Source organism: Tritonibacter aquimaris (assembly GCF_009617595.1).
GTDB lineage: Bacteria > Pseudomonadota > Alphaproteobacteria > Rhodobacterales > Rhodobacteraceae > Epibacterium > Epibacterium aquimaris.
In genome coordinates this window covers 14,329-35,106 of the sequence record NZ_WIXK01000012.1, presented here as the reverse complement: position 1 = coordinate 35,106, position 20,778 = coordinate 14,329, and the positions used below count along the sequence as shown (strand labels likewise).

Here is a 20,778-nt window from a genome sequence, read left to right as displayed (position 1 = left end):
TAATCAGGGAGAAGTTTCCTATAGGAAACAAAGCATATCCGTCGTTTTCCTGACGCAGTGCCCATATTTGTTCAATCACAGCAAAGGCCACGAGATGACAGACGCCGCCCGTAAAACACCGCTTTATGATCTGCATGTGGACCTTGGGGCCAAAATGGTCGATTTCGCGGGCTGGTCGATGCCGGTACAATACCCCGCTGGGATCATGGCCGAACATGCACAATGCCGTGACAAGGCCGCGCTGTTTGATGTGTCGCATATGGGTCAGGTGGTGCTGCGGGGCGAAAACCCGGCCGCCGCGCTGGAAACCCTGGTGCCCGCCGCGCTGACCACTCTGGCTGAAGGCAAGGCGCGCTACACCCAGTTCACCAACGAAACTGGCGGCATTCTGGACGATCTGATTGTTTCAAACGCGGGTGATCACCTGTTTGTTGTGGTAAACGCCTCGATGCGCGATCAAGACATCCCGCTGATGGCCGCGCTTGACGGTGTTGAACTCACCGAAATCAATGATCACGCGCTGATCGCACTGCAGGGCCCCAAGGCCGAAACCGTGCTTGCCCCGCTTTGTCCCGCCGCCGCTGATCTGAAATTCATGGAAACCATCACCGCCACGCTGCTGGAGGTGCCGGTGCGCATCTCCCGTCTGGGCTACACCGGCGAAGATGGCTATGAAATCTCCATCCCCAATGACAAAGCCGTGGAAATCACCCGCGCCCTGCTCGCCCATGAAGACTGTGCGCCTGCAGGCCTCGGGGCCCGCGATTCCCTGCGCCTTGAGGCGGGCCTGTGTCTTTATGGCAATGACATCTCACCCGACACCTCCCCGATTGAGGCTGGGCTGATCTGGTCGATCCAGAAAAAACGCAGCGAGACTGGCGGCTTCCCCGGTGCCGCGCGCATCCAGAACGAAATCGCAAATGGCCCGGCGCGCAAGCTGGTTGGGATCAAACCCGCAGGCCGCGCCCCCGCGCGCCAAGGTGTTGAAATCCAATCCCAAGAGGGCGACCCCCTCGGCCAAATCACCTCGGGCGGCTTTGGCCCCACCGTGGGCGGCCCGGTGGCGCTTGGCTATGTCACAAGCAGCCACATCACCCCCGGCACCGAGGTCAACCTGATCATTCGCGGCAAAGCTCAACCCGCAAAGGTTGTAGCGCTGCCCTTTGTTCAGCAAAACTACAAACGCTAACCCCGCAATTCTCTCTGCCCCAATTTCGCAAGGAGCGCCCCATGACAACCTATTATTCCGAAGAACACGAATGGCTCACCGTAGAAGGTGACATCGCCACCATCGGCATCACCCAACACGCGGCTGACCAGCTTGGCGACATCGTGTTTATAGAGCTGAAAGAACCCGAAGATGAGTTTGCCCAGGGCGACGACATCGGCGTGATCGAAAGCGTCAAAGCCGCCTCCGAGGTTTACGCCCCGGTTGATGGCGAAGTGGTTGAGGCAAACGAAACCCTCGCCGACAATCCCGGATCGCTCAATGAGCACCCCGAAGGCGACGCCTGGATCTACAAGATCAAACTGTCAGATACCGCCCAGCTCGATGAGCTGATGGACCTCGACGCATATAAAGAATTCATCGGCTAAACCAGCTGGTCGAACCTTGGATCGGGGCGCGCGCCGCCCCTTTCACCTTTTCATAAATACTCCCGCCGGAGGCTCCCTCGCTTTCGGCCTGCGCTGCCCTCAATGACCGGAGCACCCAGATGGCGTTCAAACTCACCGATTACGAAGCCTATGATTTTGCCAACCGTCGCCACATTGGCCCCTCACCTCAGGAAATGGCCGATATGCTCAAGGTCATTGGCTATAAAACCCTGGATGAGCTGATCGACGCCACCGTGCCCGAAAGCATCCGCCAGAAAGAGGCGCTGGACTGGGGCCGCGCGCTGTCGGAACGCGACGCGCTGCATCACATGCGCGAGGTTGCCGATAAAAACACCGTGCTGACCTCGCTGATTGGTCAGGGCTATTACGGCACCGCCACACCCGCGCCAATCCTGCGCAACATTCTGGAGAACCCGGCCTGGTACACCGCCTATACGCCCTATCAGCCGGAAATCTCACAGGGCCGTCTTGAAGCGCTGCTGAACTATCAGACCATGGTTTCCGACCTCACCGGTTTGGATATCGCAAACGCCTCGCTCTTGGATGAATCCACCGCTGCCGCGGAAGCGATGACCATGGCGAAACGCTCAGCGAAATCCAAATCCAATACCTTCTTTGTGGATGAAAACTGTCACCCACAAAACATCGCCGTTATTAAGACCCGCGCCAAACCGTTGGGGATCGAAGTGGTCGTGGGCAGCCCGGATACATTAGAAGCCAGCGCCGTCTTTGGCGCGATCTTCCAGTATCCGGGCACTTATGGACATGTGCGCGATTTCACTGCTGAAATGGACGCGCTGCATGCGCACAAAGCGCTTGGCGTGGTGATTGCAGATCCGCTGGCACTGGCCCTGTTGAAATCACCGGGCGAAATGGGTGCCGATATTGCGGTTGGCTCCACCCAGCGTTTTGGTGTGCCCATGGGCTTTGGTGGCCCGCACGCCGCCTATATGGCAACCCGCGACGCGTTCAAACGCGCCATGCCGGGCCGCATCATTGGTGTGTCGGTGGATGCGCAGGGCAATCAGGCCTATCGTCTGGCACTGCAGACCCGCGAACAGCACATCCGCCGCGAAAAAGCCAACTCCAACGTCTGTACCGCCCAGGCCCTGCTGGCGGTTATGGCCTCGATGTATGCGGTTTATCACGGCCCCGATGGCATCAAGGCAATCGCCCAAACCGTACACCGCCGCGCCGCGCGTCTTGCCAATGGGCTCGAAGAGCATGGGTTCGCCGTTGAACCCAAGGTCTTTTTTGACACCATCACCGTTGAAGTTGGCGCACTGCAGCGCACCGTGATGCAGGCCGCTGTGGCCGAGGGCATCAACCTGCGCAAAGTCGGCGACACCAAAGTTGGCATTTCCGTGGATGAAATGACCCGCTTTGACACGATTGAAGCCGTCTGGCGCGCCTTTGGCATTGATCGCAAAGCCACCCGCGATCAAGCCTACCGCCTACCGGATGCACATCTGCGCACCTCGGAATACCTCACCCATCCGACTTTCCAGCGCAACCGCGCCGAGGCCGAGATGACCCGCTATATGCGCCGTCTTGCCGACCGCGATCTGGCGCTCGATCGTGCGATGATCCCGCTGGGATCGTGCACCATGAAGCTCAACGCCACCATTGAAATGATCCCGGTCACCTGGTCCGAATTTGCCGATCTGCACCCGTTTGTGCCCAAAGATCAGGCGACGGGCTACTATGAGATGATCTCAGACCTGAGCGAAAAGCTCTGCGTGATCACCGGCTATGATGCGATTTCAATGCAGCCAAACTCTGGCGCGCAGGGCGAATACGCAGGGCTGATGACCATCCGCAACTACCATGAATCGCGCGGGGATATGGATCGTTCCGTCTGTCTCATTCCCACCTCTGCGCACGGCACCAACCCGGCCACCGCGCAGATGGTTGGCTATAAGGTTGTGCCAGTTAAGGCAGATGACGACGGCAATATCGACGTCGAAGATTTCCGCGCCAAGGCGGAAAAACACGCCGATAAACTTGCCGCCTGTATGATCACCTACCCTTCGACCCACGGCGTGTTTGAAGAAACCGTGCAGGAAGTCTGCGACATCACCCATGAATTTGGCGGTCAGGTCTATATCGACGGCGCCAATATGAATGCAATGGTGGGCCTGTCGCGCCCCGGTGACATTGGCGGTGACGTCAGCCACCTGAACCTGCACAAAACCTTCTGCATCCCGCATGGCGGCGGCGGCCCCGGCATGGGTCCGATTGGGGTGAAATCCCACCTGACACCGCATCTGCCCGGCCACCCGGAACATGATGATGCGGTGGGCCCGGTCTCGGCGGCACCGTTTGGATCCCCCTCAATCCTGCCAGTCTCATGGGCCTATGTGCTGCTCATGGGCGGTGATGGCCTGACCCAAGCCACCAAAGTGGCGATCCTCAACGCCAACTACATCGCCAAACGCCTGAACGACGCCTATCCGATCCTTTATACCTCCACCAAAGGTCTGGTGGCGCATGAATGTATCCTCGATACGCGCCCGCTGAATGATGCAGGCGGCATCACCGTGGATGATGTGGCCAAACGTCTGGTGGATTCGGGCTTTCACGCGCCCACCATGTCCTGGCCGGTTGCGGGCACTTTGATGGTTGAGCCAACAGAATCAGAACCCAAAGCAGAGCTTGACCGCTTTATCGACGCGATGCTTTCGATCCGCGCCGAGGCACAGGCGGTGATTGATGGCAAAATGGATGCGGAAAACAACCCGCTGAAACACGCGCCCCACACGGTGCGCGATCTGGTCGGAGACTGGGAACGCCCCTATTCCCGCGAAGAAGCCTGTTTCCCTCCCGGCGCGCTGGGTGTTGATAAATACTGGCCCCCGGTGAACCGCGTCGACAATGCTTATGGCGACCGCAACCTCGTGTGCACTTGCCCATCAATGGATGAATACGAGGACGAATAATTCAGCCTTAGGCTGATTTTTCCAAGCCAAAACAATCGGTCGGGGCGTGTTTCTGTCCCGGCCGAACAGCGCGGACACTTTTTGCGTCACAGCGCCAGAAATTGTTTCGCCTTAACGGCGGTTCTCCGATAAAATTTAGAAATTGATAATCATAAGTTCTATTTTACCGGATCGTCTTTTATGAAAGCCAAAGTCAGTTTTAAACAGCTTCAGGCGCTCGAAGCCGTTGCCCGCCACGGCAGTTTCACCCTTGCAGCCAAAGAGCTCGGGGTCTCCCAACCAACAGTTTCAAGCCTTATCTATACGCTGGAACGCCAGTTTGATTGCCGTCTGCTGGATCGCGGCGGCAGCGCGATTACCCCAACCAAACAGCTCACCGAAGTCAGCGGACACATCAAGACAGTGTTAGCGCTATCTGATACCATATCCCAGCATTTGATGCATGGCAGCAATCTGATGACCGGCCGGTTTCGCATTGGCTATTGCACCTATCAGATCGCAATGCCGGTGATTGCAGATTTTGTCCGCAACTACCCCGATCTCGATGTCAACGCCAGCAGCGGCGTGGCCGAAAACCTGTTTCAACAGCTGCGCGATGGCACCTTGAACGTGGCCTTTGTCGCCGCCCCCGACGCGCCCAAGGATTTTGATGCGACGCATCTTTACGCCACCCGCGTTGGCCTTGCGCTGCCGATGGATCACCCGCTGGCAAAGCAGGATGAACTGCATTGGGGCCAGCTGGAAGGCATCTCGCTGGTGCAACGCGCCAAAGGCTCAGGGCTACAGCATCTGTTTGATCGCGCCGCCGACACCAGCGGCACCAAAATCATCCGTGGTCTGCGCTTCAACTCCTGGGGATCTACCACCGCGATGGTGCGTCAGGGCGGCGGCTTTGCCGTGGCGCTGGAACCCGAATGCGCCGAAGAGCCCGGCATCCGCTTTGTGCCCATAGCCGGGCTGACGCTGAACCACTATCTGATCTGTCAGCAGGCCCTGCGCGACACGGCCCCGGTACAACGCTTCCGCGAGGTGGCGGATGCGCGCCATCGCGCCACATCCCCCTGCCCCGAAAGCCAAACCCCCGTTACGGTTTAAGCGCGCAGCGCATAGTTGCGCGCGCCAATCAGGCCAAATTCCTGAACCTCATAACGATAGAGCGGAATGCGTGAGCGCAGCTCATTATAGCGCCCGCCATCGCCAAAACCGCGCAAAAAGGCCGCGCCCAGCAGGCCAGGGTTTTTCTGCACCACGCCGCCAGTGACAAACACGCCGCCCTCCGCCTTAAACAGCGTGGCAACATCACCGGCAACCGCGCCCAGATATTCGCCAAACATCTCCACCAGCTCAGCCGCAACCGGATCGCTGTCCACCCGCTGAAACACCTCAGCGGCGTCAAGTTCCAGTTCAGCCGCGCACTTGGCCCGTGCCAGCGCCCGATAAAAATAGGGAATGCCGGTGCCAGACAGCAGCGCCTCGGCCTCAACCGTCAGATCCGACATCGCGACCTCGGGCCAGATCGCAACCAGCGCCTGAAACACCGCAACCAGCTCTGCCCGGCGTGGGCCAATGGCAATATGGCCGCCCTCGCCCGGTGCAACCATCTCATGGTCGCCCTTTACCACCAGCGCGCCAACCCCCAGCCCGGTGCCCGGCCCAATGATCACACGGGTGCCCGCTGGCACCTCATCCGGTCCCTGTAGCCGGGTCACATCTGCCGTGGTCACGGTCGCCAACGACCAGGCCGCTGCTTCAAAATCGTTCAAAATCGTGGCGCTTTCGGCACCAGTAGCTGCCGCCAGCCCCTGTTCACTGGCGCTTTGGCGCGCATTGGTCAGCGTCACCCGGCCCTGTTCAACCACACCCGCTGCGGCCAGCACCACATCCCCCGGCGCTGAGCCTTCGCCCGCTGCAAACTGGGCACAGGCCCGCTCCAGCTCAATATCGCCACTGCTGTGCAAGGTCTGGCTGCGCAGGATCTCTCCCGTTTCCGACAGCGCTGCCAAACGCATATTTGTGCCGCCCACATCAGCAATCAGATGCCACATTGTCCTAGCTCTCCCGCCACGCTTCTCGCGGCGGACCCTAGGGCGAAACGCGGGCCAAATAAACCCGCAAATCCAAAAAATGTTATCGCTAACTGAAGCCTAGGGATCAGAACAGCTTATAAGGGATGAACAACGCCAGATCTTTCCAAAACCACAGCAACACCGCCGTCGACAGCATGATAATGGCAAAGGGAATCGAGCCTTTGATCACCTCTTCCAACCGCGCTTTGCCCACCGCCTGAATGACAAACAGGTTCAATCCCACCGGCGGGGTGATCAGCGCGGTTTCAATCAGCACCACAAAGAAAATGCCAAACCAGATCGGATCAATCCCCATCACCTCCAGCGCGGGATACAGCACCGGCACCATGATCAGCATCATCGAAAGCGCCTCAAGGAAGAACCCGATCGTCAACAACACAATCCCCACCGCAAAGATAAACAGGGTTGGGTTTGAAATGTTTTCCGTGAGCAGCGCACTGATCGACTGCGGGATCAGATAGAGCGTGATCGCATAGGAAAACACCTTCGCCCCCGCCACAATAATAAAAATCATCGCCGTGGTTTTCAGCGAGTCATGCACCGCATCGCGCAGCTTGGAAAAAGTCATCCGCCCCATGACAAAGGTCAGGATCATCGCAATGACAAACCCCACGCCTGCGCTCTCAGAAGGGGTGGCAATCCCTGCGTAGATCGAGCCGATGATCGCAATCGCCAACACCACGGTTGGCAGCGCATAAAGCGTCACCTGCAGCCGCTCACCCATGGGCATACGCGCAACCTTCAGCTCTTCTTTGCCGCGCGAATAAACCATCGCGTAGATGATAAACAGCGTCGCCAGAAACAGGCCCGGCCCAATCCCGGCCAGAAACAGGGTCGGGATCGAGGTTTCGGTAATCACCCCGTAAATGATCAGCGGGATCGAAGGCGGAATAAGAATGCCAAGCGTGCCACCCGCCGCCAGCTGCCCCATGATGAACGGGCGATCATAGCCGCGCTTTTCCATCTCGGGGATCGCCACGGTACCAATGGTTGCGGCGGTGGCGACCGATGATCCAGAAATCGCTGAAAACAAGGTGCAGCTTTTGATGGTGGCAACCCCCAGCCCTCCGGGCCAATGGCCTACCCAGGCCTGCACGCTGGCAAACAGATCGCGGCCCACCCCGCCCTTCAGCAACACATTCGACATCAGCAAAAACAGCGGCACCGCCAGCAGTTCAAAACTGTCCATGGTGCCAAACAGGCGCTGCGGCACCGCAATCAGCGGAAAACCTTTCAGCCACAGCAAAAACACCCCCAGCGATCCCATGGCAAAAGCCACCGGCACCCGCAACAGCAACAGGGTCAGCAACCCTCCGATAATCAGGATGGATTCCATGTCTTAATGTCCCCCAAGCTCGGAACGCTGCAAATTCGCCTGCCCGGTCCAGACCTTGTAAATTTCCGCCAGCGCCTGCAGCGCCAATAGGCCAAACCCAACCCAGATCGCCGATTGGGTAAAGGCTTTGGGCACCGCCAGATAGCTGTCGGTTGTATGCCCCGCCAGGGTCGATTTCAGCCACAGATCCCAGCCGTATTTCGCCGCCACCGCGCCAAAGCCCACAATCACCAGCATGGAAAACGTCTCCACAATGCGCCGATGCAGGGAATTCACATCGCGAAAGGTCAGATCAATAATGATGTGCTGGCGATGTTTCAGCACATAGGCCGTTGCGCCAAAGGTCGCCCAGACCTGAAAGATCCGCGCCACCTCATCCACCCAGACCGTGGGGCTGATCAGCACGTAGCGCATGAACACCTCATAGGCGACAAAGATCCCAACCGCAAAAAACATCCAGCCGGCCACAATGCCAAACAGCTCGGAAATGGCATCAACCACCTTGCTGAACCGGTTGAAAAAATCGGACATCTCGCACAGCCTTTCGTATGAGGGACGTGAACCCGGCCCACAGGGGAGCCGGGTTACAAAATATCAGCGTTAAGCTGTTTGATTACATGTCAGATACGGCTTTGACGACCTGCGCGGCGGTTTCGCCCGCGTCTTCGACAAAGCGGTTGACCACCGATTGCGTGGCCTCAACCCATTTCTGACGCTCATCATCGCTCAGATCGACCACGGTGATGGTGTTGCGCATCTCATCCACGATCGCATCTTCTTCGGCGTAGATCGCATCGCGCAGCTGTTGTTCCACCTCTGCGGCGGCCTCTAGTACAATCGCCTGATGCTCAGGCGTCAGCCCTTCGAAAAAGTCGTTGTTGATCACGGCAACAAATTCAATCGCGCTGTCATAGGACAGGGTCATGTGATCCATCACTTCAAACAGCTTGCGCGATTTCACCGCCGAGGCACCGGTCATGCCCACATCCACCGCGCCCTGCTGATAGGCCAGAAACTGTTTGGAGCCCGACATCAGCGTCGGCGCACCACCCAGGGCCTCAATCGTCCAGCCCAGCACTTTGCCGTAGGTGCGCACTTTTTTGCGCTCCAGGTCTGACGGCGCGCGGATGGCACTGCCGTCCGACAGGTAGATATTGCGGCCAAACGCCTGCCACCACAGCACGCGGGCATTGGTCTCTTGCAAAATGGCCGTATCCAGCACGCTGCGCATGGGGGATCCCGTGGTTACAGCCGCGCGCAGGTGATCTTCGTCGCGAAAGAAAAACGGCAGGCTCACCACATCCACGGCTGGCACCGCACCGGTAAAGCGGCCCAGAAACGCCGATCCCGCCTCAACCGCGCCAGTGCCCACGGCTTCGGGCACTTCCTTATCCTTATAAAGCTGCGCCGAAGGGAACAGCTGCACATTCAACTCACCGCCGGATTTCGCTTCAACGATCTCTTTGAACGCATTCCAGTTCTGACCCAGCGAATGACTCTCTGGCAATTGCAATGTCACCCGGATGGTGGTCTTGGCCTGCGCGATGCTGGCAGCAGCCATGAGCGCGGTTGCGGTCAAAGCCGCTTTGAACATGGTACGCATGTTTCCTCCCCTTTATATTTGCAGCTTGCCTCCTGACAGTGCACAAGCTTGCGAGCCAGCCTTGCAATTGAACACCTAGGATGTCAATTACATATGTAATCGTGATGAGGATCTAGCCAATGTCCAGCCAAGACGACATCCGCGAGGGGATCACAGGCGAAGGCCTGATTGCGGCGATACATTCGCTATCGCACAAGCTGATGCTGCTGTATTCGCAGATCGTTTACGCCCAGACCGGGTTGAACTGGCAGGACTGGCGTATTCTGCGCGCTGTGGTCAGCCTGCAATCCTGCCGTGCGCAAGATATCTGCGATGAATGCGGGTTGAAAAAACCCCATGTCAGCAATGGCTTGGCCCGGTTGGAAAAAGCAGGCCACATCAGGCGCACCAAGGCTGCGGAAAACAGTCGTTCCAAAATCGTGCTCAGCACCGAGCAGGGCGAAACCCTGGTGGAAAAGGCCCTACCCATTCTCGATGGGCTGAATTCGCAGATCTCAACCGATCCCAACAGCCATAAGGTTCTGGATGAGCTGCGCAGCTATCAAGAAGAGCTCGACCGGCTGGCCAAAGTCGCCAAAGCAGACGACAGCTAGCCGCGCAGACCTACACCTGTACCACCAGCCCCGCCCGAAACGGCCCGGTCAGACAAACAGCCCCAACAGCACATTGTCAGATGTGGGTGCACTGCCGCTGCCCCCCAAGGCCAGATAGCGGTTGCGCATGGATTCAATACTGTCGGTGCCCAACAGATCTGCCACAACATCCGTCCCAAACAACGCTTTGGTACGTTCCTTCATATCATCCGCCTGCCGGTCAATATCAAGCGCACCAAAGGAGCTTGGCAGGTTAAGAACCGATTCAAAGACCTCGCGCAGCGGGTTTGACGCCAGGATCGAAAACCAATGGGCATTGTTGGAGCCACCCGCATTCACAATGCTTTCGAGACCGGGCTCAAACCCCAGTGCAAACCGCAGGGTTGGGTCTTCTTCGCCAACTGCGGCCAGGAATTCTTCATCCAGATAACGGTCCAGAATGGCCTGCCCAAAACCTTCGGGATATTCATAAACCGTTTCTGTAACAGGCTGCGGGATATCAAAGGCTTTGGCAAAATTTTCAAACCGCGGATCCTTGCGGCCAACAAAACTGCCAAAGGAGTTTGGATCCGAAAGATCCGATCCCAGAACACGCTCCAGATAATCACGCTCATAGGAGATCTGCGAGGTGCCATTCGCCGTATTGATCTGGGTGAATTCAAGGCCAAAGAAACCTGGCGCATGGAGCAGGAAATCAAAGTTCTGGATGTAGCCTGCGACATCTTCCAGCGGCTCATCCACGCCATCCAGAATTTTCTCAAGCCGCCCGTCAAACGCTGCTGGCGGCTCTTCCCCATCCGGGGTCGCGGCCACCAGGGCAGCATGTTCTACACGTGCCGGGAATTCAAACGCCCCTGCAAGGGCTGCAAACCGTTTGTCTTCGGCCTGATTGGCGACCGAGTTTTCATCATCCAGATCAGAATTCAGCACATCGCGCAGGAAAATCAGATCGGCGCTGTCCACCAGCTCACCGGTGGCGCTGTCTGCTACCGGGTCCAGATCCAGCCCCTCAATCCCAAACAGATCCAGCGCCTGTGACAGTGCCGCCGGGCGCTCCAGCAGATCATCCGCCGACAGTAGATTGGGCACCTCGTCGCGGATCACATCAGCAAAGCTGTAAATCGTCGCCTCGCCCGCAGGCGGCACCGCTGATTTTCCCTTCAAATCAAACGCCTGGGCAAAACGCAACAGATTGGGATCCGTCTGCCGATTGGCAAAGGAATTGGGATCATCCAGATCGGATTCCAGCACGGTTTTGAGGAAAAACTTGTTGTTGGCGTATTTCTCGATCTCAAAATGCGCCATTGTCTCGCGGAAAACCGCGCGATCCTGCGATTTTTCCCCGGCCAGAAACACATCCACATCATCATAATCGGCAAGCTGCTGCACCACCGGGCTTACCCGGATCAGACTATCAAGCTGCGCGCCGCCCTCACCGCCAAAATTAAAAGCAGTGGCCAGATCCAGATAACGGGAATCAGGCAATCGGTTTGGCAACGAATTGCTGTCACTTGGATCCGCCTCAAGCACCTTGCGCAACAGCCCGGTATTGCCAATGTCATCTTGCAGACCAAACGCCCCCAGCACCACCGACAACACATTGCGATTGGCCAACAGGTCGTCAACGCTGCGAATATCGTTCAGCTTTTCAACAAAACCTTCGGTCTCGCGTTTGGCAACGGGCGATTCAGCCAATCGCTGCTGTTGTTCCTCGCGGGTGCGTACCAGATGATTGTAGCCCACCAGGCCACTACCGGCAAAAACAGGGGTGAAAGTCATTCGAACACCTATGAAATCTCATATTTAATGGCGCAAATGCGTTGCGATCGCTTCAATGGGTCTGCGCTGCAACACCGCAACCACACACCCCTCCACGCAACACCCTAAGGTAAACTGCCTAAAAAGAGATTAAGCGCCCATTAGAACCCTGCCCCGCAGCGATGTCAGCCAAAATTAACCTTGCAACAGCCATTTAAATCCCAACAGTAAAAACGCTCCCTGAGGAAACCCAAATGCCGCGCGCGTCCCATCAACACACTACAGTATTGTTTTTCCTTCTGTTGTTTTGCGGCACGCTGTGCAGCGCGATGATCATTCCCTTTATGGGGTTCTTTCTGGTGGATGGGCTGGGCTATGCGCCCTGGATCATCAGCGCCTATTCGGCTCCGGCCGTTGCGATCACCGTTTTTACCAATCGCCGTTTTGCCCGCCATATTGATCGCGGAGGGCGTATTTTTCCGCTGATTGGCCTGGCGGCCGCGGGCTATCTCTGTGCGGCCACTACGCTGTATCTGTTTCCAACGCTTTGGGCCGCGCTCAGTTTTGGTATCCTTGGCTTTGGCCTCAGCTCCAGCGCGGTTTCAACCATGTTCAGCCTGGGCGGCAATCTTGCGCAACAGCAAAACATCATGCGCAGCCGCTTTAACGCCTATATGCGCGCAACCACGTCAACCGCATGGATGATTGGGCCCGCGCTGACCTTTGTGCTGGCAGATATGGTGTCTCTCAACGCTGTGTTTGCAACCGGTGCTGCCACCTGCGCGATCTGGCTGCTGTTGTGGTGGTTCACCCTGCCCCGCACCATCACCGCCCCCGCAGAACCCAAGGCGGCCGCAAGCGCAGATTCACTGCCGCTGATCCTGGCGGCCTGTTTCATCTTTTGCCTTTCATCCGCGCATTCGCTGACCTTTTCCGCATTACCACTGTTTTACGTCCAAGAGGTCGGCCTGCCCGGCTTTGCACCAGGCCTGGCCTTCAGCATCAAAACCGCTGTCGAAGTTGGTGCGATCTTTTCAACCCCAGCCCTGATTGCCCGTTTTGGCCTGCGCCCGGCGCTGATTGCCACCACCGCGCTTGCTGTGGTGACCATTCAGCTGCTCGCCGCCGTTGAAACCCTGCCGCAGATGTTTTTTGCCGCAGCGCTTGAAGGGCTCTACTACGGGCTATACGCAAGCCTCGGCATCAGTTTTATACAAAGCTTTGCAACCGACCGCCCCGCCGCCGCAACCGCGCTGTATTGGAACACGCTGATGATCAGCGGCCTCCTTGCGGGTCCTGTGGTTGGCATGGTGGCACAAAGCCATAGTTTCACCGCCGTGCTGCAGCTTGCATCGGGTGTTGCGCTTTTTGCCCTCGGGGTGCTGTTGATCAACCGCCGCCGCCAGCTCGCTTAAAGCCAGCTTGCTTACAGGTCGTCAAAGGCTCCGGGCAACAGTTCTTCCCAGAACTCAACCATATCCTGCACCAGCAGCGCCGCCGCCCAGCCCGCGCGGCGAAATTCGCTGCGTTCCAGATCATCTTCCAGACGGCTGAGAAACAACCGCTTATCCGCGTCGCGCTGGGTTGGGGATCGTTCCGCCGCAAGGTCTCGGATCCGCTCAAGCCGCGCGGCGCGCAGATCACGTTCCCGCGCCTTGGCCGCATCGCGCGCCGCCTCCTTGCGGGCGGCTTCTGCTTTTTGCGCCTCAACCCGCGCCAGCACCTCAGGGTCGACCTTGGGCTGCACCGGTGCTTCATCGCGGTAATCATCGCGCAACGCCGCCGTCAGATAGCGCACCGGGCTTTCAATCCCCGTGCGCCCACCCAAATAGTCGAGCTTTTCGCCCACATAATCCTCGCCGTGTTCCGCAATCCACTGGCGCGCCAGCCGGTCAGACACACCCACCTTTAGCAGGCGCTGATACACCGCCCCCTGACGCACCCCCGCGCCATCATCAATATCCAGCATCGCCAGCTGCGGGTTTTCCTTGATCAGAAACCGCACCTCAGCCACCTGGCGACCCATCTTTTTGAACTCCGGCGTCAGCACGATGTTTGAGGTCTTGTTCACCTCGGCCACCGCCGGTTTGATCACCTTGGCATTGAGATGTTTGAAGCTCTCATAATAGGCGCTGCCTTCCACCCCCATCAGGCGGCGAAACAGATCAATCGGCCACCAGCCCGTCGAACCCGTGCGCACAAAACGATAGCAGTTTTCATAGAGCGCCAGCGCATGACCCGAGGTAAACCGGCGCTGGATATTTAAATTAATCAGCGCAAAAACTTTTGGATCGTGCAATTTTTCCGCTAAAGCGGGCGAATACGCATACTCACAAACGCCCCCCGAAAGCTTGGCATATGACAAAAGCGAGCTGACCCCCCATTCTTGCCGCCCCTCTTCATCGAGCATATCCCACTCGGCCACAGTCTCCGCAAGCGAGCGCAGCGACTGTTTCAGCGTCTCCATATCATTGGAGTTATAGCCCACCATCATACACAGCGTGCGCGCATCAATCTGGTGCTTTTGTTTGGAGGTCAGCGCGTCATAAGCATTCAGCAAAAGCACGTTTGACAGCTTGCGCTGCAACAGCGTCAGCTTGCCGGAAATATGGATCGCCGCCACATTCTTTTTCACCGATTGCCGCCTGAGCGGCCCGGCCAATTGTGTGTGCGGAATGTCGCTTTGCGCCATTACCTATCCTATGCCTGTCCTAATCACTGCTCCGATTCTCATTGATCGGTTTGCCCGCCCACTATGCCATGAAAAGGAACCTGCGCTCAATATATCTCTGGGGACCTATAAAAGGGACCCGTTTGCGGGATTGCCTGTTCCCGTAGATGGGTTCCTTTAGGCTGCTCCCTGTGGAAAACCCTTTAAATCTGAACCAATCCTTGCCAGATTACGGCACCAATTGAGCCTCAAACCGGCATTTTAGAGCCAAACCGGGAATCGGTACCCCTATTCCTGCGAATCGGACCCGCTCACCCTGCATCCGGGTTCCATTGATCCCGCATCCGGGTGCCCCAATCACTGTATACGGGTACCTATCTAGGGGTTGCCTCTTGATATATATAGGTATTTCAGGCGCAAAGATTCTAAAATAGATTCAACAAATACAAGCTTTATGATCCCTGTGGTTGCTTCTTTTTGATGAATTCCAGAGGTTTCGCTGCGAAACCTCCCCGGATTGCGCCAAATCCACATAATCAGATCACATGGAATTCTCCGATTCACAGCCCGGCAAAGATGTGCGATGATTTGCACGATAACGCCATAAATAGGCGATCTCCCCGAGGCACATGTGACATAGCAGAGAACAATGGCGAAAAAACCAGAGACCCCCCTGCCCCCTTATTTCAATCTGGATCCGGAAACCGCAGCAGGCAAACTTGGCCCGCTGGTGGACACCGCCCGCTTTGCCAAAGCCGCCGCATTGGCGGGGCGTGGCCGCGATGATCTGGCCAAACGCGGCTATTCCCCGGATGGGCAAAAACGGCTGCGCAAATTTTCCACCTGGGAAATCTGCCGCTATCTGATCCCCGTTCAGGCCGCGCATCTGCGCCGGGTTTTGAACAAAAACCCTGACCTGCCCCAGGGCGAAGGCAGCGCCGGTTCGCGCTGGTTCACCCTCGAAGAAGTGCTGCAACTGCGCGACCATTTTGCCGAAGAGGGAATCAGCACGAAAGAATACAGGCCATATCGTCCACAAACCCTTAACGCTAAGACCGTAGCGGTAGCGAATTTTAAAGGCGGCGTTGGTAAAACCTCCACTGCTGCCCATCTGGCGATGTCAGCTGCGCTGGATGGCTACAAGGTTCTGGTGGTGGATCTGGACAGCCAGGGCTCGATGACCTCGATCATGGGCGGCAAAGTGCCCGATGAATGGAGCACGGTGTTCCCGCTGATGGCGCGGGACTATGCCGAGCACCTTCAGGCCGAAAACAAGATCCGCGCGGCGGCCGGTGATCCGGAACTGCCGCTGGATGAAACACTGACAGAGGCCTTGCAGGTTTCGCTGCGCGACGTGGTGCAGAAAACCCATTGGCCCAATATCGATCTGATCGGCGCCCAGCTCAATCTCTACTGGGCCGAGTTTCAGATCCCGGTTTGGCGCATGGGGCTGCGCAACTGGCCCCTTTGGGATGCGCTTACGGGTGCGTTGGAAACAGGAGGAGCGCTTGACGACTATGACATCATCTTGCTCGATACCCCGCCCGCGCTTGGCTATCTGACCATCAATGCGCTGGCCGCGGCAGATATTTTGCTGGTGCCGCTGGGGGCGTCTTTCCTCGAGTTCGATTCAACAGGGCGGTTTTTTGACATGCTCTATTCCACCTTTGCCTCAATCGAGGATGGCGAAAATGCAGGCCGCCGCCGTGCGGGTCTGCCCGAGATGAAATTTGAATGGGACGTGGTGCGCGCCCTGATCACCCGCTTTGACGCCAGCCAGCAGGCGGATCTGGCCAATGTAATTCAGGCCTATTTTGGCGATTTCATGAATGCGCATCGTCAGGACTACACCGCCCTTGTGGGCCAGGCAGGTGAATCTGTCTCTGGCATCTACGAGGCGGATTACCGCAACTTCAACCGCGAGACCTACACCCGCGGCCGCGAAGTCTTTGATCGCACCTATGCGGAATTCAAAGAGCTTCTGATCGGCGCGTGGTGGCGCGATGCCCAGATGGCAGAAGACGCCGGAGGTTTCGCTGCGAAACCTCAAGAGGAGGCAGAATAACATGGCACGACGCAGACAACTCGAAGCCCCATCCGCCGAAGCTTTGAAAGAGATCGAAGCGGGCATTGATCAGGAACTCACTCGCACCGCCGTGCGCCCGCCGATTGCTGATGTGGTGGCCGATGCCGCCATGCGCGCATCCCCCCTGCCCCAGGCCGACCGCGAGGCCCAGGCCAAAGACAAGGCCGATGCGGAACGCCTGCGCGCGGCTGAGGAAAAAGGTCTGGTTGCGGTGGAAATCCCGATCCATGAGATCACCGCCGATGCGCTGTCACGCGACCGGATGGAGCTGGGCGAAGATGAGATGCAGGAGCTGATGACCTCGATTTCGGTCAACGGTCTGCGTCTGCCGATCGAGGTCTATGTGCCCCAGCACGTCGAAGATGGCGCCCAATACGGGCTGATTTCGGGCTATCGCCGCCTGGCTGCGATCCGTCGTCTGAACGCCATGAGCGGCGGCGAGCGCTTTCCGACCATTGCCGCCTTTGTGCGCGAACCCGGCGGCGTCAAAGAGGCGCTGGTGGCGATGATCGAGGAAAACGAGATCCGCGCAGGCCTCAGCCAATATGAACGCGGCCGCGCCGCGGCGATGGCGGTTTATGACGGTGTGTTCACCAGCGTTGATGAGGCGGTTCAGGTGCTGTTTCAAAACGCCTCCAAGGCCAAACGCTCCAAGATCCGCTCCTTTGCTTTGGTGCATGAGGATCTGGGCGATCTGCTGTCGCACGCGATTTCCTACAGCGAACGCCAGTGTCTGCGTCTGGCGGCGGCGCTGCGCGCAGGCTTGACCGAAGAGATCCGCGCCACATTGGAACGCGCTGATCCGCGCAATGGCGAAGAAGAATGGCAGGTGATGCTGCCGCTGGTGGAACGCGCCGAAGGGTCCGCCCCGGATCCGGCCCGTGGCGGCCGCCCGAAGGTGCAGGAAAAACCTGTTGTCAGCGGGCGTCAGAAGATGGCCAATGGCGTAGAAATCGCGCTGGAGTCTGGCCCCGGCGGCTATGCCATCCGCTTTTATGGCAAAAACGCCACCGCGGATTTGGTGGATGCGGTGATGGACAATGTGCGCCATCTGCTGGAACAAAAGTGACCATCAACTGTTGTTAGATTGAAAAAGGCCCGGAGTGATCCGGGCCTTTTGCTGTTTGAGCCTTGGGGAGGTTTCGCTGCGAAACCTCAGCTGGGGATTTTAAATTTCTGTGTGCTGTTTGTGTTAGGACCGGGCATAAGGCTCTGGCCATCAGATTTCAGGAATACGCCATGACGAACCGCACCCAATTTATCCGCGACCTTGCTGAGGAAGCCGCCGCAAAAGCGCTGAAGATGCGCCGGGAGCAGGGCGAGGATTTCATTCAGGCCAAGGGGCATCAGGATTTTGTCACCTATGCGGATCGCGCCGTAGAAGACCTGATCCGCAGTCGCATCGCAGAGCAGTTTCCCGATGAACACGTGCTGGGCGAAGAAGAGGGTCAAAGCGGCGATGGGCCAAAACTATGGGTGGTTGATCCCATTGATGGCACCGCCAATTACATGCGCGGTGGCGCTGATTGGGCGGTCTCTATTGCCTATATGGAGGATGGTGTTTTAGAGGCGGCGGCGATCTGCGCGCCGGAACTTGATGTGACACTATGGGCCGCCAAAGACCAGGGCGCCATGGTGCGCCATGCGGGCGTTGAGCAGGCGGTTGCCCTGTCGGATTGCACCGATGTGCACGCGGGCGTGTTGATGGTGGGCTGGTCGGGCCGCCAGAAGGTCGAAGACCATGTGGCCAGCGTCAGCCGGGCCCTGAACGCGGGCATGGAATATCGCCGCAATGGCGCGGCGGTGATCAGCCTGCTGGCGGTCGCACTGGGGCGCGCCGAAGGCTATTGGGAGCAATATGTCAACGCCTGGGACGTCTTTGCCATGTGGCTGATTCTGCAGGAAGCGGGCGCGGTGATCGAAACGGTTGCGCCGCTGGAGTTCATTGGCGCGCCTCGGCATTTTGTTGCCATGGTGCCCGCGCTGGAAACAGACATCCGCGCGATTGTGGGAGATCTGGTGCAGTAGTTGGCGCGTGGGGAGGTTTCGCTGCGAAACCTCCCGCAGCTGCTGCTGTTGGGTTTTGGCTCAAGTATTTGAATTTAAAATATAATAACTGTATTTGGGGCGGTTTTCACCTGTTCAGACCATAGGTTTCGCAGCGAAACCTCCCCGAAATTGGCGCTGATTGGGCCAGCCATGTGGTCAATATCGAGCAACTTGCATCCCAAAACTTGCCGCAAATTGGCCGAGGCTCTGCCAGGTTTCGCTGCGAAACCTCGGCGTAGGCGGGGAAAATCTGCCCAGAGTTCGCATTGCTGCGTTCGCGTTGTCATGGCATCACCATGATCCTAAGTTAGGCCCAAAGACCACAGGGCCCGCAGTGATCTGTGTTGACCGGTGCCGCATGTTTATTGAAGGAGGCAGCAATGCCCGCACAAGTGATTTCCACCCAGCCCATTGAGGGGCAGAAACCGGGCACTTCGGGCCTGCGTAAAAAGACCCGCGTGTTTATGCAGCCGGGCTATGTGGAGAATTTCGTCCAGTCAATTTTCAACGCCATCGACGGCGCGCGCGGCAAGACATTTGTGGTGGGCGGCGACGGGCGTTATTTCAACGCCGAGGCAATCCAGACCATTTTGAAAATGGCCGCCGCCAATGGTGCGGCCAAGGTGGTTGTGGGGCAGGGGGGATTGCTCTCGACCCCGGCGGCCTCCAACCTTATTCGCCAGCGCGGCACTGACGGCGGCTTGATCCTGTCAGCCAGCCATAACCCCGGCGGGATCGATGCGGATTTTGGTCTGAAATACAATATCGCCAATGGTGGCCCCGCACCCGAAGGGGTGACCGAACGCATTCTTGCCGCCACCAAGGTGATTGCTGAGTATCAGATTTCAGACGCGGGTGATGTGGATCTGGGCGCGCTGGGGGAAACCCAGCTTGATGGCATGGTGGTTGAGGTGGTCGACCCGGTGGTGGACTATCAGGCGCTGATGCAGCAGCTGTTTGATTTTGATGCGATCCGCGCGATGTTTGCGGGCGGGTTCACCATGCGCTTTGATGCGATGCATGCGGTGACCGGGCCTTATGCCCATGCGATCCTGGAAGGGGCTTTGGGCGCGCCCAAGGGCACCGTGTTGAACGGCACCCCCAGCGTTGATTTTGGCAAGGGCCATCCCGATCCCAACCCAGTCTGGGCCAAGCCACTGTATGATCAGCTGATGGCAGCGGATGGTCCGGATTTTGGCGCGGCGTCGGATGGGGACGGCGATCGCAATATGATCTTGGGCAAAGGGGTCTATGTGACGCCGTCTGACAGTCTGGCGGTGCTGGCGGCCAATGCGCATCTGGCACCCGGCTATGCACAGGGTATTGCTGGGGTTGCGCGTTCAATGCCCACTTCTGCCGCGTCTGATCGTGTCGCAGCGAAACTGGGGATTGAAAGCTTTGAAACCCCAACCGGCTGGAAGTTCTTTGGCAACCTCCTGGATGCTGGCAAGGCCACCATCTGCGGTGAAGAAAGCGCGGGCACCGGTTCTGATCACGTGCGTGAAAAGGACGGGCTTTGGGCGGTTCTGCTGTGGCTGAACGTGCTGGCCAAACGCGGCGAAAGCGTGCAGGCGGTGATGCAGGATCACTGGCAGAGCTATGGGCGCGACTACTATTCGCGTCACGATTATGAAGCGCTGCCGAGCGCAGAAGGTGATGCCATTATGGCGGATCTGCGGACGGGGCTTCAAGGCTTTGCCGGGCAGAGCTTTGGCAGCTTGATTGTGGCCTCAGCCGATGAGTTTTCCTATCTGGATCCGGTGGATGGCAGCGAAAGCCACAAACAGGGCATCCGGGTGTTCTTTGAAGGTGGCGCGCGGGCTGTGTTCCGCCTGTCGGGCACCGGCACCGATGGAGCGACGCTGCGGGTCTATCTGCAAAATTATGTCGATGGCGACGGCGATCTGCTGCGTGACACGCAAGAGGCGTTGGAGCCGGTGCGGGCTGCGGCCTATGACATTGCGGGCCTTGCGCGCACCGGGCGGGATGCGCCAACCGTGATGACCTAATGCGTTGCGCGATTTAGTCGCGCGCGCTGC

Annotated in this window: 16 protein-coding genes; 10 read left to right on the top strand and 6 right to left on the bottom strand. The window is 58.0% G+C overall.

The genetic code is table 11. The features are described 5' to 3' along the window. Positions 1-94: 94 nt before the first annotated feature. From gcvT to GG681_RS16255, 4 genes are all read left to right on the top strand, one after another. Positions 95-1,189 carry a glycine cleavage system aminomethyltransferase GcvT gene (gene gcvT, locus GG681_RS16270; RefSeq protein WP_153549100.1) on the top strand — a complete coding sequence of 365 codons (1,095 nt, stop codon included), beginning with the start codon at positions 95-97 and terminating at the stop codon, positions 1,187-1,189. A 41-nt stretch (positions 1,190-1,230) separates the two neighbouring features. Continuing rightward, positions 1,231-1,596 carry a glycine cleavage system protein GcvH gene (gene gcvH / locus GG681_RS16265; protein WP_153549099.1) on the top strand — a complete coding sequence of 122 codons (366 nt, stop codon included), beginning with the start codon at positions 1,231-1,233 and terminating at the stop codon, positions 1,594-1,596. Between the two features lie 119 nt (positions 1,597-1,715). Next, positions 1,716-4,556, top strand: a complete 2,841-nt coding sequence (gene gcvP / locus GG681_RS16260; protein WP_153549098.1) for an aminomethyl-transferring glycine dehydrogenase — start codon at positions 1,716-1,718, stop codon at positions 4,554-4,556. Between the two features lie 180 nt (positions 4,557-4,736). Next, positions 4,737-5,651: a LysR family transcriptional regulator gene (locus tag GG681_RS16255; protein WP_153549097.1), complete on the top strand. Its 915-nt coding sequence runs from the start codon at positions 4,737-4,739 to the stop codon at positions 5,649-5,651. Here the strand turns inward: GG681_RS16255 and GG681_RS16250 are convergent. From GG681_RS16250 to GG681_RS16235, 4 genes are all read right to left on the bottom strand, one after another. Continuing rightward, the gene (locus tag GG681_RS16250) at positions 5,648-6,601 is read right to left on the bottom strand and encodes a glucokinase (RefSeq protein ID WP_153549096.1); all 954 of its coding nucleotides are present in this window, start codon (positions 6,599-6,601) and stop codon (positions 5,648-5,650) included. The genes GG681_RS16255 and GG681_RS16250 overlap by 4 nt on opposite strands. A 106-nt stretch (positions 6,602-6,707) precedes the next feature. Beyond that, a complete protein-coding gene (locus tag GG681_RS16245; RefSeq protein ID WP_153549095.1) occupies positions 6,708-7,979 on the bottom strand; it encodes a TRAP transporter large permease in 1,272 nt (423 codons plus the stop codon). A 3-nt stretch (positions 7,980-7,982) separates the two neighbouring features. Then, positions 7,983-8,510, bottom strand: a complete 528-nt coding sequence (locus tag GG681_RS16240; RefSeq protein ID WP_153549094.1) for a TRAP transporter small permease — start codon at positions 8,508-8,510, stop codon at positions 7,983-7,985. Between the two features lie 82 nt (positions 8,511-8,592). Beyond that, positions 8,593-9,582: a TRAP transporter substrate-binding protein gene (locus GG681_RS16235; protein ID WP_153549093.1), complete on the bottom strand. Its 990-nt coding sequence runs from the start codon at positions 9,580-9,582 to the stop codon at positions 8,593-8,595. A 119-nt stretch (positions 9,583-9,701) separates the two neighbouring features. Between GG681_RS16235 and GG681_RS16230 the strand changes: the two genes are divergently transcribed. Continuing rightward, positions 9,702-10,175 (top strand): MarR family winged helix-turn-helix transcriptional regulator, encoded by a 474-nt coding sequence (locus GG681_RS16230; RefSeq protein WP_153549092.1) that lies wholly within the window; start codon positions 9,702-9,704, stop codon positions 10,173-10,175. A 48-nt stretch (positions 10,176-10,223) separates the two neighbouring features. Here the strand turns inward: GG681_RS16230 and GG681_RS16225 are convergent, their stop codons facing one another. Continuing rightward, positions 10,224-11,954, bottom strand: coding sequence for a DUF1217 domain-containing protein (locus GG681_RS16225; protein ID WP_153549091.1), 1,731 nt, complete (start codon positions 11,952-11,954; stop codon positions 10,224-10,226). Positions 11,955-12,187: 233 nt separating this feature from the next. Here GG681_RS16225 and GG681_RS16220 point away from each other — a divergent pair, with 233 nt between their 5' ends. Next, positions 12,188-13,348 carry an MFS transporter gene (locus tag GG681_RS16220; RefSeq protein ID WP_153549090.1) on the top strand — a complete coding sequence of 387 codons (1,161 nt, stop codon included), beginning with the start codon at positions 12,188-12,190 and terminating at the stop codon, positions 13,346-13,348. Positions 13,349-13,359: 11 nt separating this feature from the next. Here the strand turns inward: GG681_RS16220 and GG681_RS16215 are convergent, their stop codons facing one another. Continuing rightward, a complete protein-coding gene (locus tag GG681_RS16215) occupies positions 13,360-14,625 on the bottom strand; it encodes a replication initiation protein (RefSeq protein ID WP_153549089.1) in 1,266 nt (421 codons plus the stop codon). 628 nt (positions 14,626-15,253) lie between these two features. On the opposite strand from GG681_RS16215, the gene GG681_RS16210 reads away from it, so the two are divergent. From GG681_RS16210 to GG681_RS16195, 4 genes are all read left to right on the top strand, one after another. After that, positions 15,254-16,669 carry an AAA family ATPase gene (locus GG681_RS16210; protein WP_153549088.1) on the top strand — a complete coding sequence of 472 codons (1,416 nt, stop codon included), beginning with the start codon at positions 15,254-15,256 and terminating at the stop codon, positions 16,667-16,669. 1 nt (position 16,670) lies between these two features. Continuing rightward, the gene (locus GG681_RS16205; RefSeq protein WP_153549087.1) at positions 16,671-17,759 is read left to right on the top strand and encodes a ParB/RepB/Spo0J family partition protein; all 1,089 of its coding nucleotides are present in this window, start codon (positions 16,671-16,673) and stop codon (positions 17,757-17,759) included. 170 nt (positions 17,760-17,929) lie between these two features. Then, positions 17,930-18,718, top strand: a complete 789-nt coding sequence (locus GG681_RS16200; protein WP_153549086.1) for an inositol monophosphatase family protein — start codon at positions 17,930-17,932, stop codon at positions 18,716-18,718. A gap of 401 nt (positions 18,719-19,119) precedes the next feature. Then, on the top strand, positions 19,120-20,748 hold the full coding sequence (locus GG681_RS16195; protein WP_153549085.1) for an alpha-D-glucose phosphate-specific phosphoglucomutase: 1,629 nt from the start codon (positions 19,120-19,122) through the stop codon (positions 20,746-20,748). Positions 20,749-20,778 lie beyond the last annotated feature (30 nt).

Bases quoted from the DNA above. Each gene is read 5' to 3' on its own strand.
- gcvT (WP_153549100.1), top strand. From the start codon at position 95: ATGACAGACGCCGCCCGTAAAACACCGCTTTATGATCTGCATGTGGAC.
- gcvH (WP_153549099.1), top strand. From the start codon at position 1,231: ATGACAACCTATTATTCCGAAGAACACGAATGGCTCACCGTAGAAGGT.
- gcvP (WP_153549098.1), top strand. From the start codon at position 1,716: ATGGCGTTCAAACTCACCGATTACGAAGCCTATGATTTTGCCAACCGT.
- GG681_RS16255 (WP_153549097.1), top strand. From the start codon at position 4,737: ATGAAAGCCAAAGTCAGTTTTAAACAGCTTCAGGCGCTCGAAGCCGTT.
- GG681_RS16250 (WP_153549096.1), bottom strand. From the start codon at position 6,601: ATGTGGCATCTGATTGCTGATGTGGGCGGCACAAATATGCGTTTGGCA.
- GG681_RS16245 (WP_153549095.1), bottom strand. From the start codon at position 7,979: ATGGAATCCATCCTGATTATCGGAGGGTTGCTGACCCTGTTGCTGTTG.
- GG681_RS16240 (WP_153549094.1), bottom strand. From the start codon at position 8,510: ATGTCCGATTTTTTCAACCGGTTCAGCAAGGTGGTTGATGCCATTTCC.
- GG681_RS16235 (WP_153549093.1), bottom strand. From the start codon at position 9,582: ATGCGTACCATGTTCAAAGCGGCTTTGACCGCAACCGCGCTCATGGCT.
- GG681_RS16230 (WP_153549092.1), top strand. From the start codon at position 9,702: ATGTCCAGCCAAGACGACATCCGCGAGGGGATCACAGGCGAAGGCCTG.
- GG681_RS16225 (WP_153549091.1), bottom strand. From the start codon at position 11,954: ATGACTTTCACCCCTGTTTTTGCCGGTAGTGGCCTGGTGGGCTACAAT.
- GG681_RS16220 (WP_153549090.1), top strand. From the start codon at position 12,188: ATGCCGCGCGCGTCCCATCAACACACTACAGTATTGTTTTTCCTTCTG.
- GG681_RS16215 (WP_153549089.1), bottom strand. From the start codon at position 14,625: ATGGCGCAAAGCGACATTCCGCACACACAATTGGCCGGGCCGCTCAGG.
- GG681_RS16210 (WP_153549088.1), top strand. From the start codon at position 15,254: ATGGCGAAAAAACCAGAGACCCCCCTGCCCCCTTATTTCAATCTGGAT.
- GG681_RS16205 (WP_153549087.1), top strand. From the start codon at position 16,671: ATGGCACGACGCAGACAACTCGAAGCCCCATCCGCCGAAGCTTTGAAA.
- GG681_RS16200 (WP_153549086.1), top strand. From the start codon at position 17,930: ATGACGAACCGCACCCAATTTATCCGCGACCTTGCTGAGGAAGCCGCC.
- GG681_RS16195 (WP_153549085.1), top strand. From the start codon at position 19,120: ATGCCCGCACAAGTGATTTCCACCCAGCCCATTGAGGGGCAGAAACCG.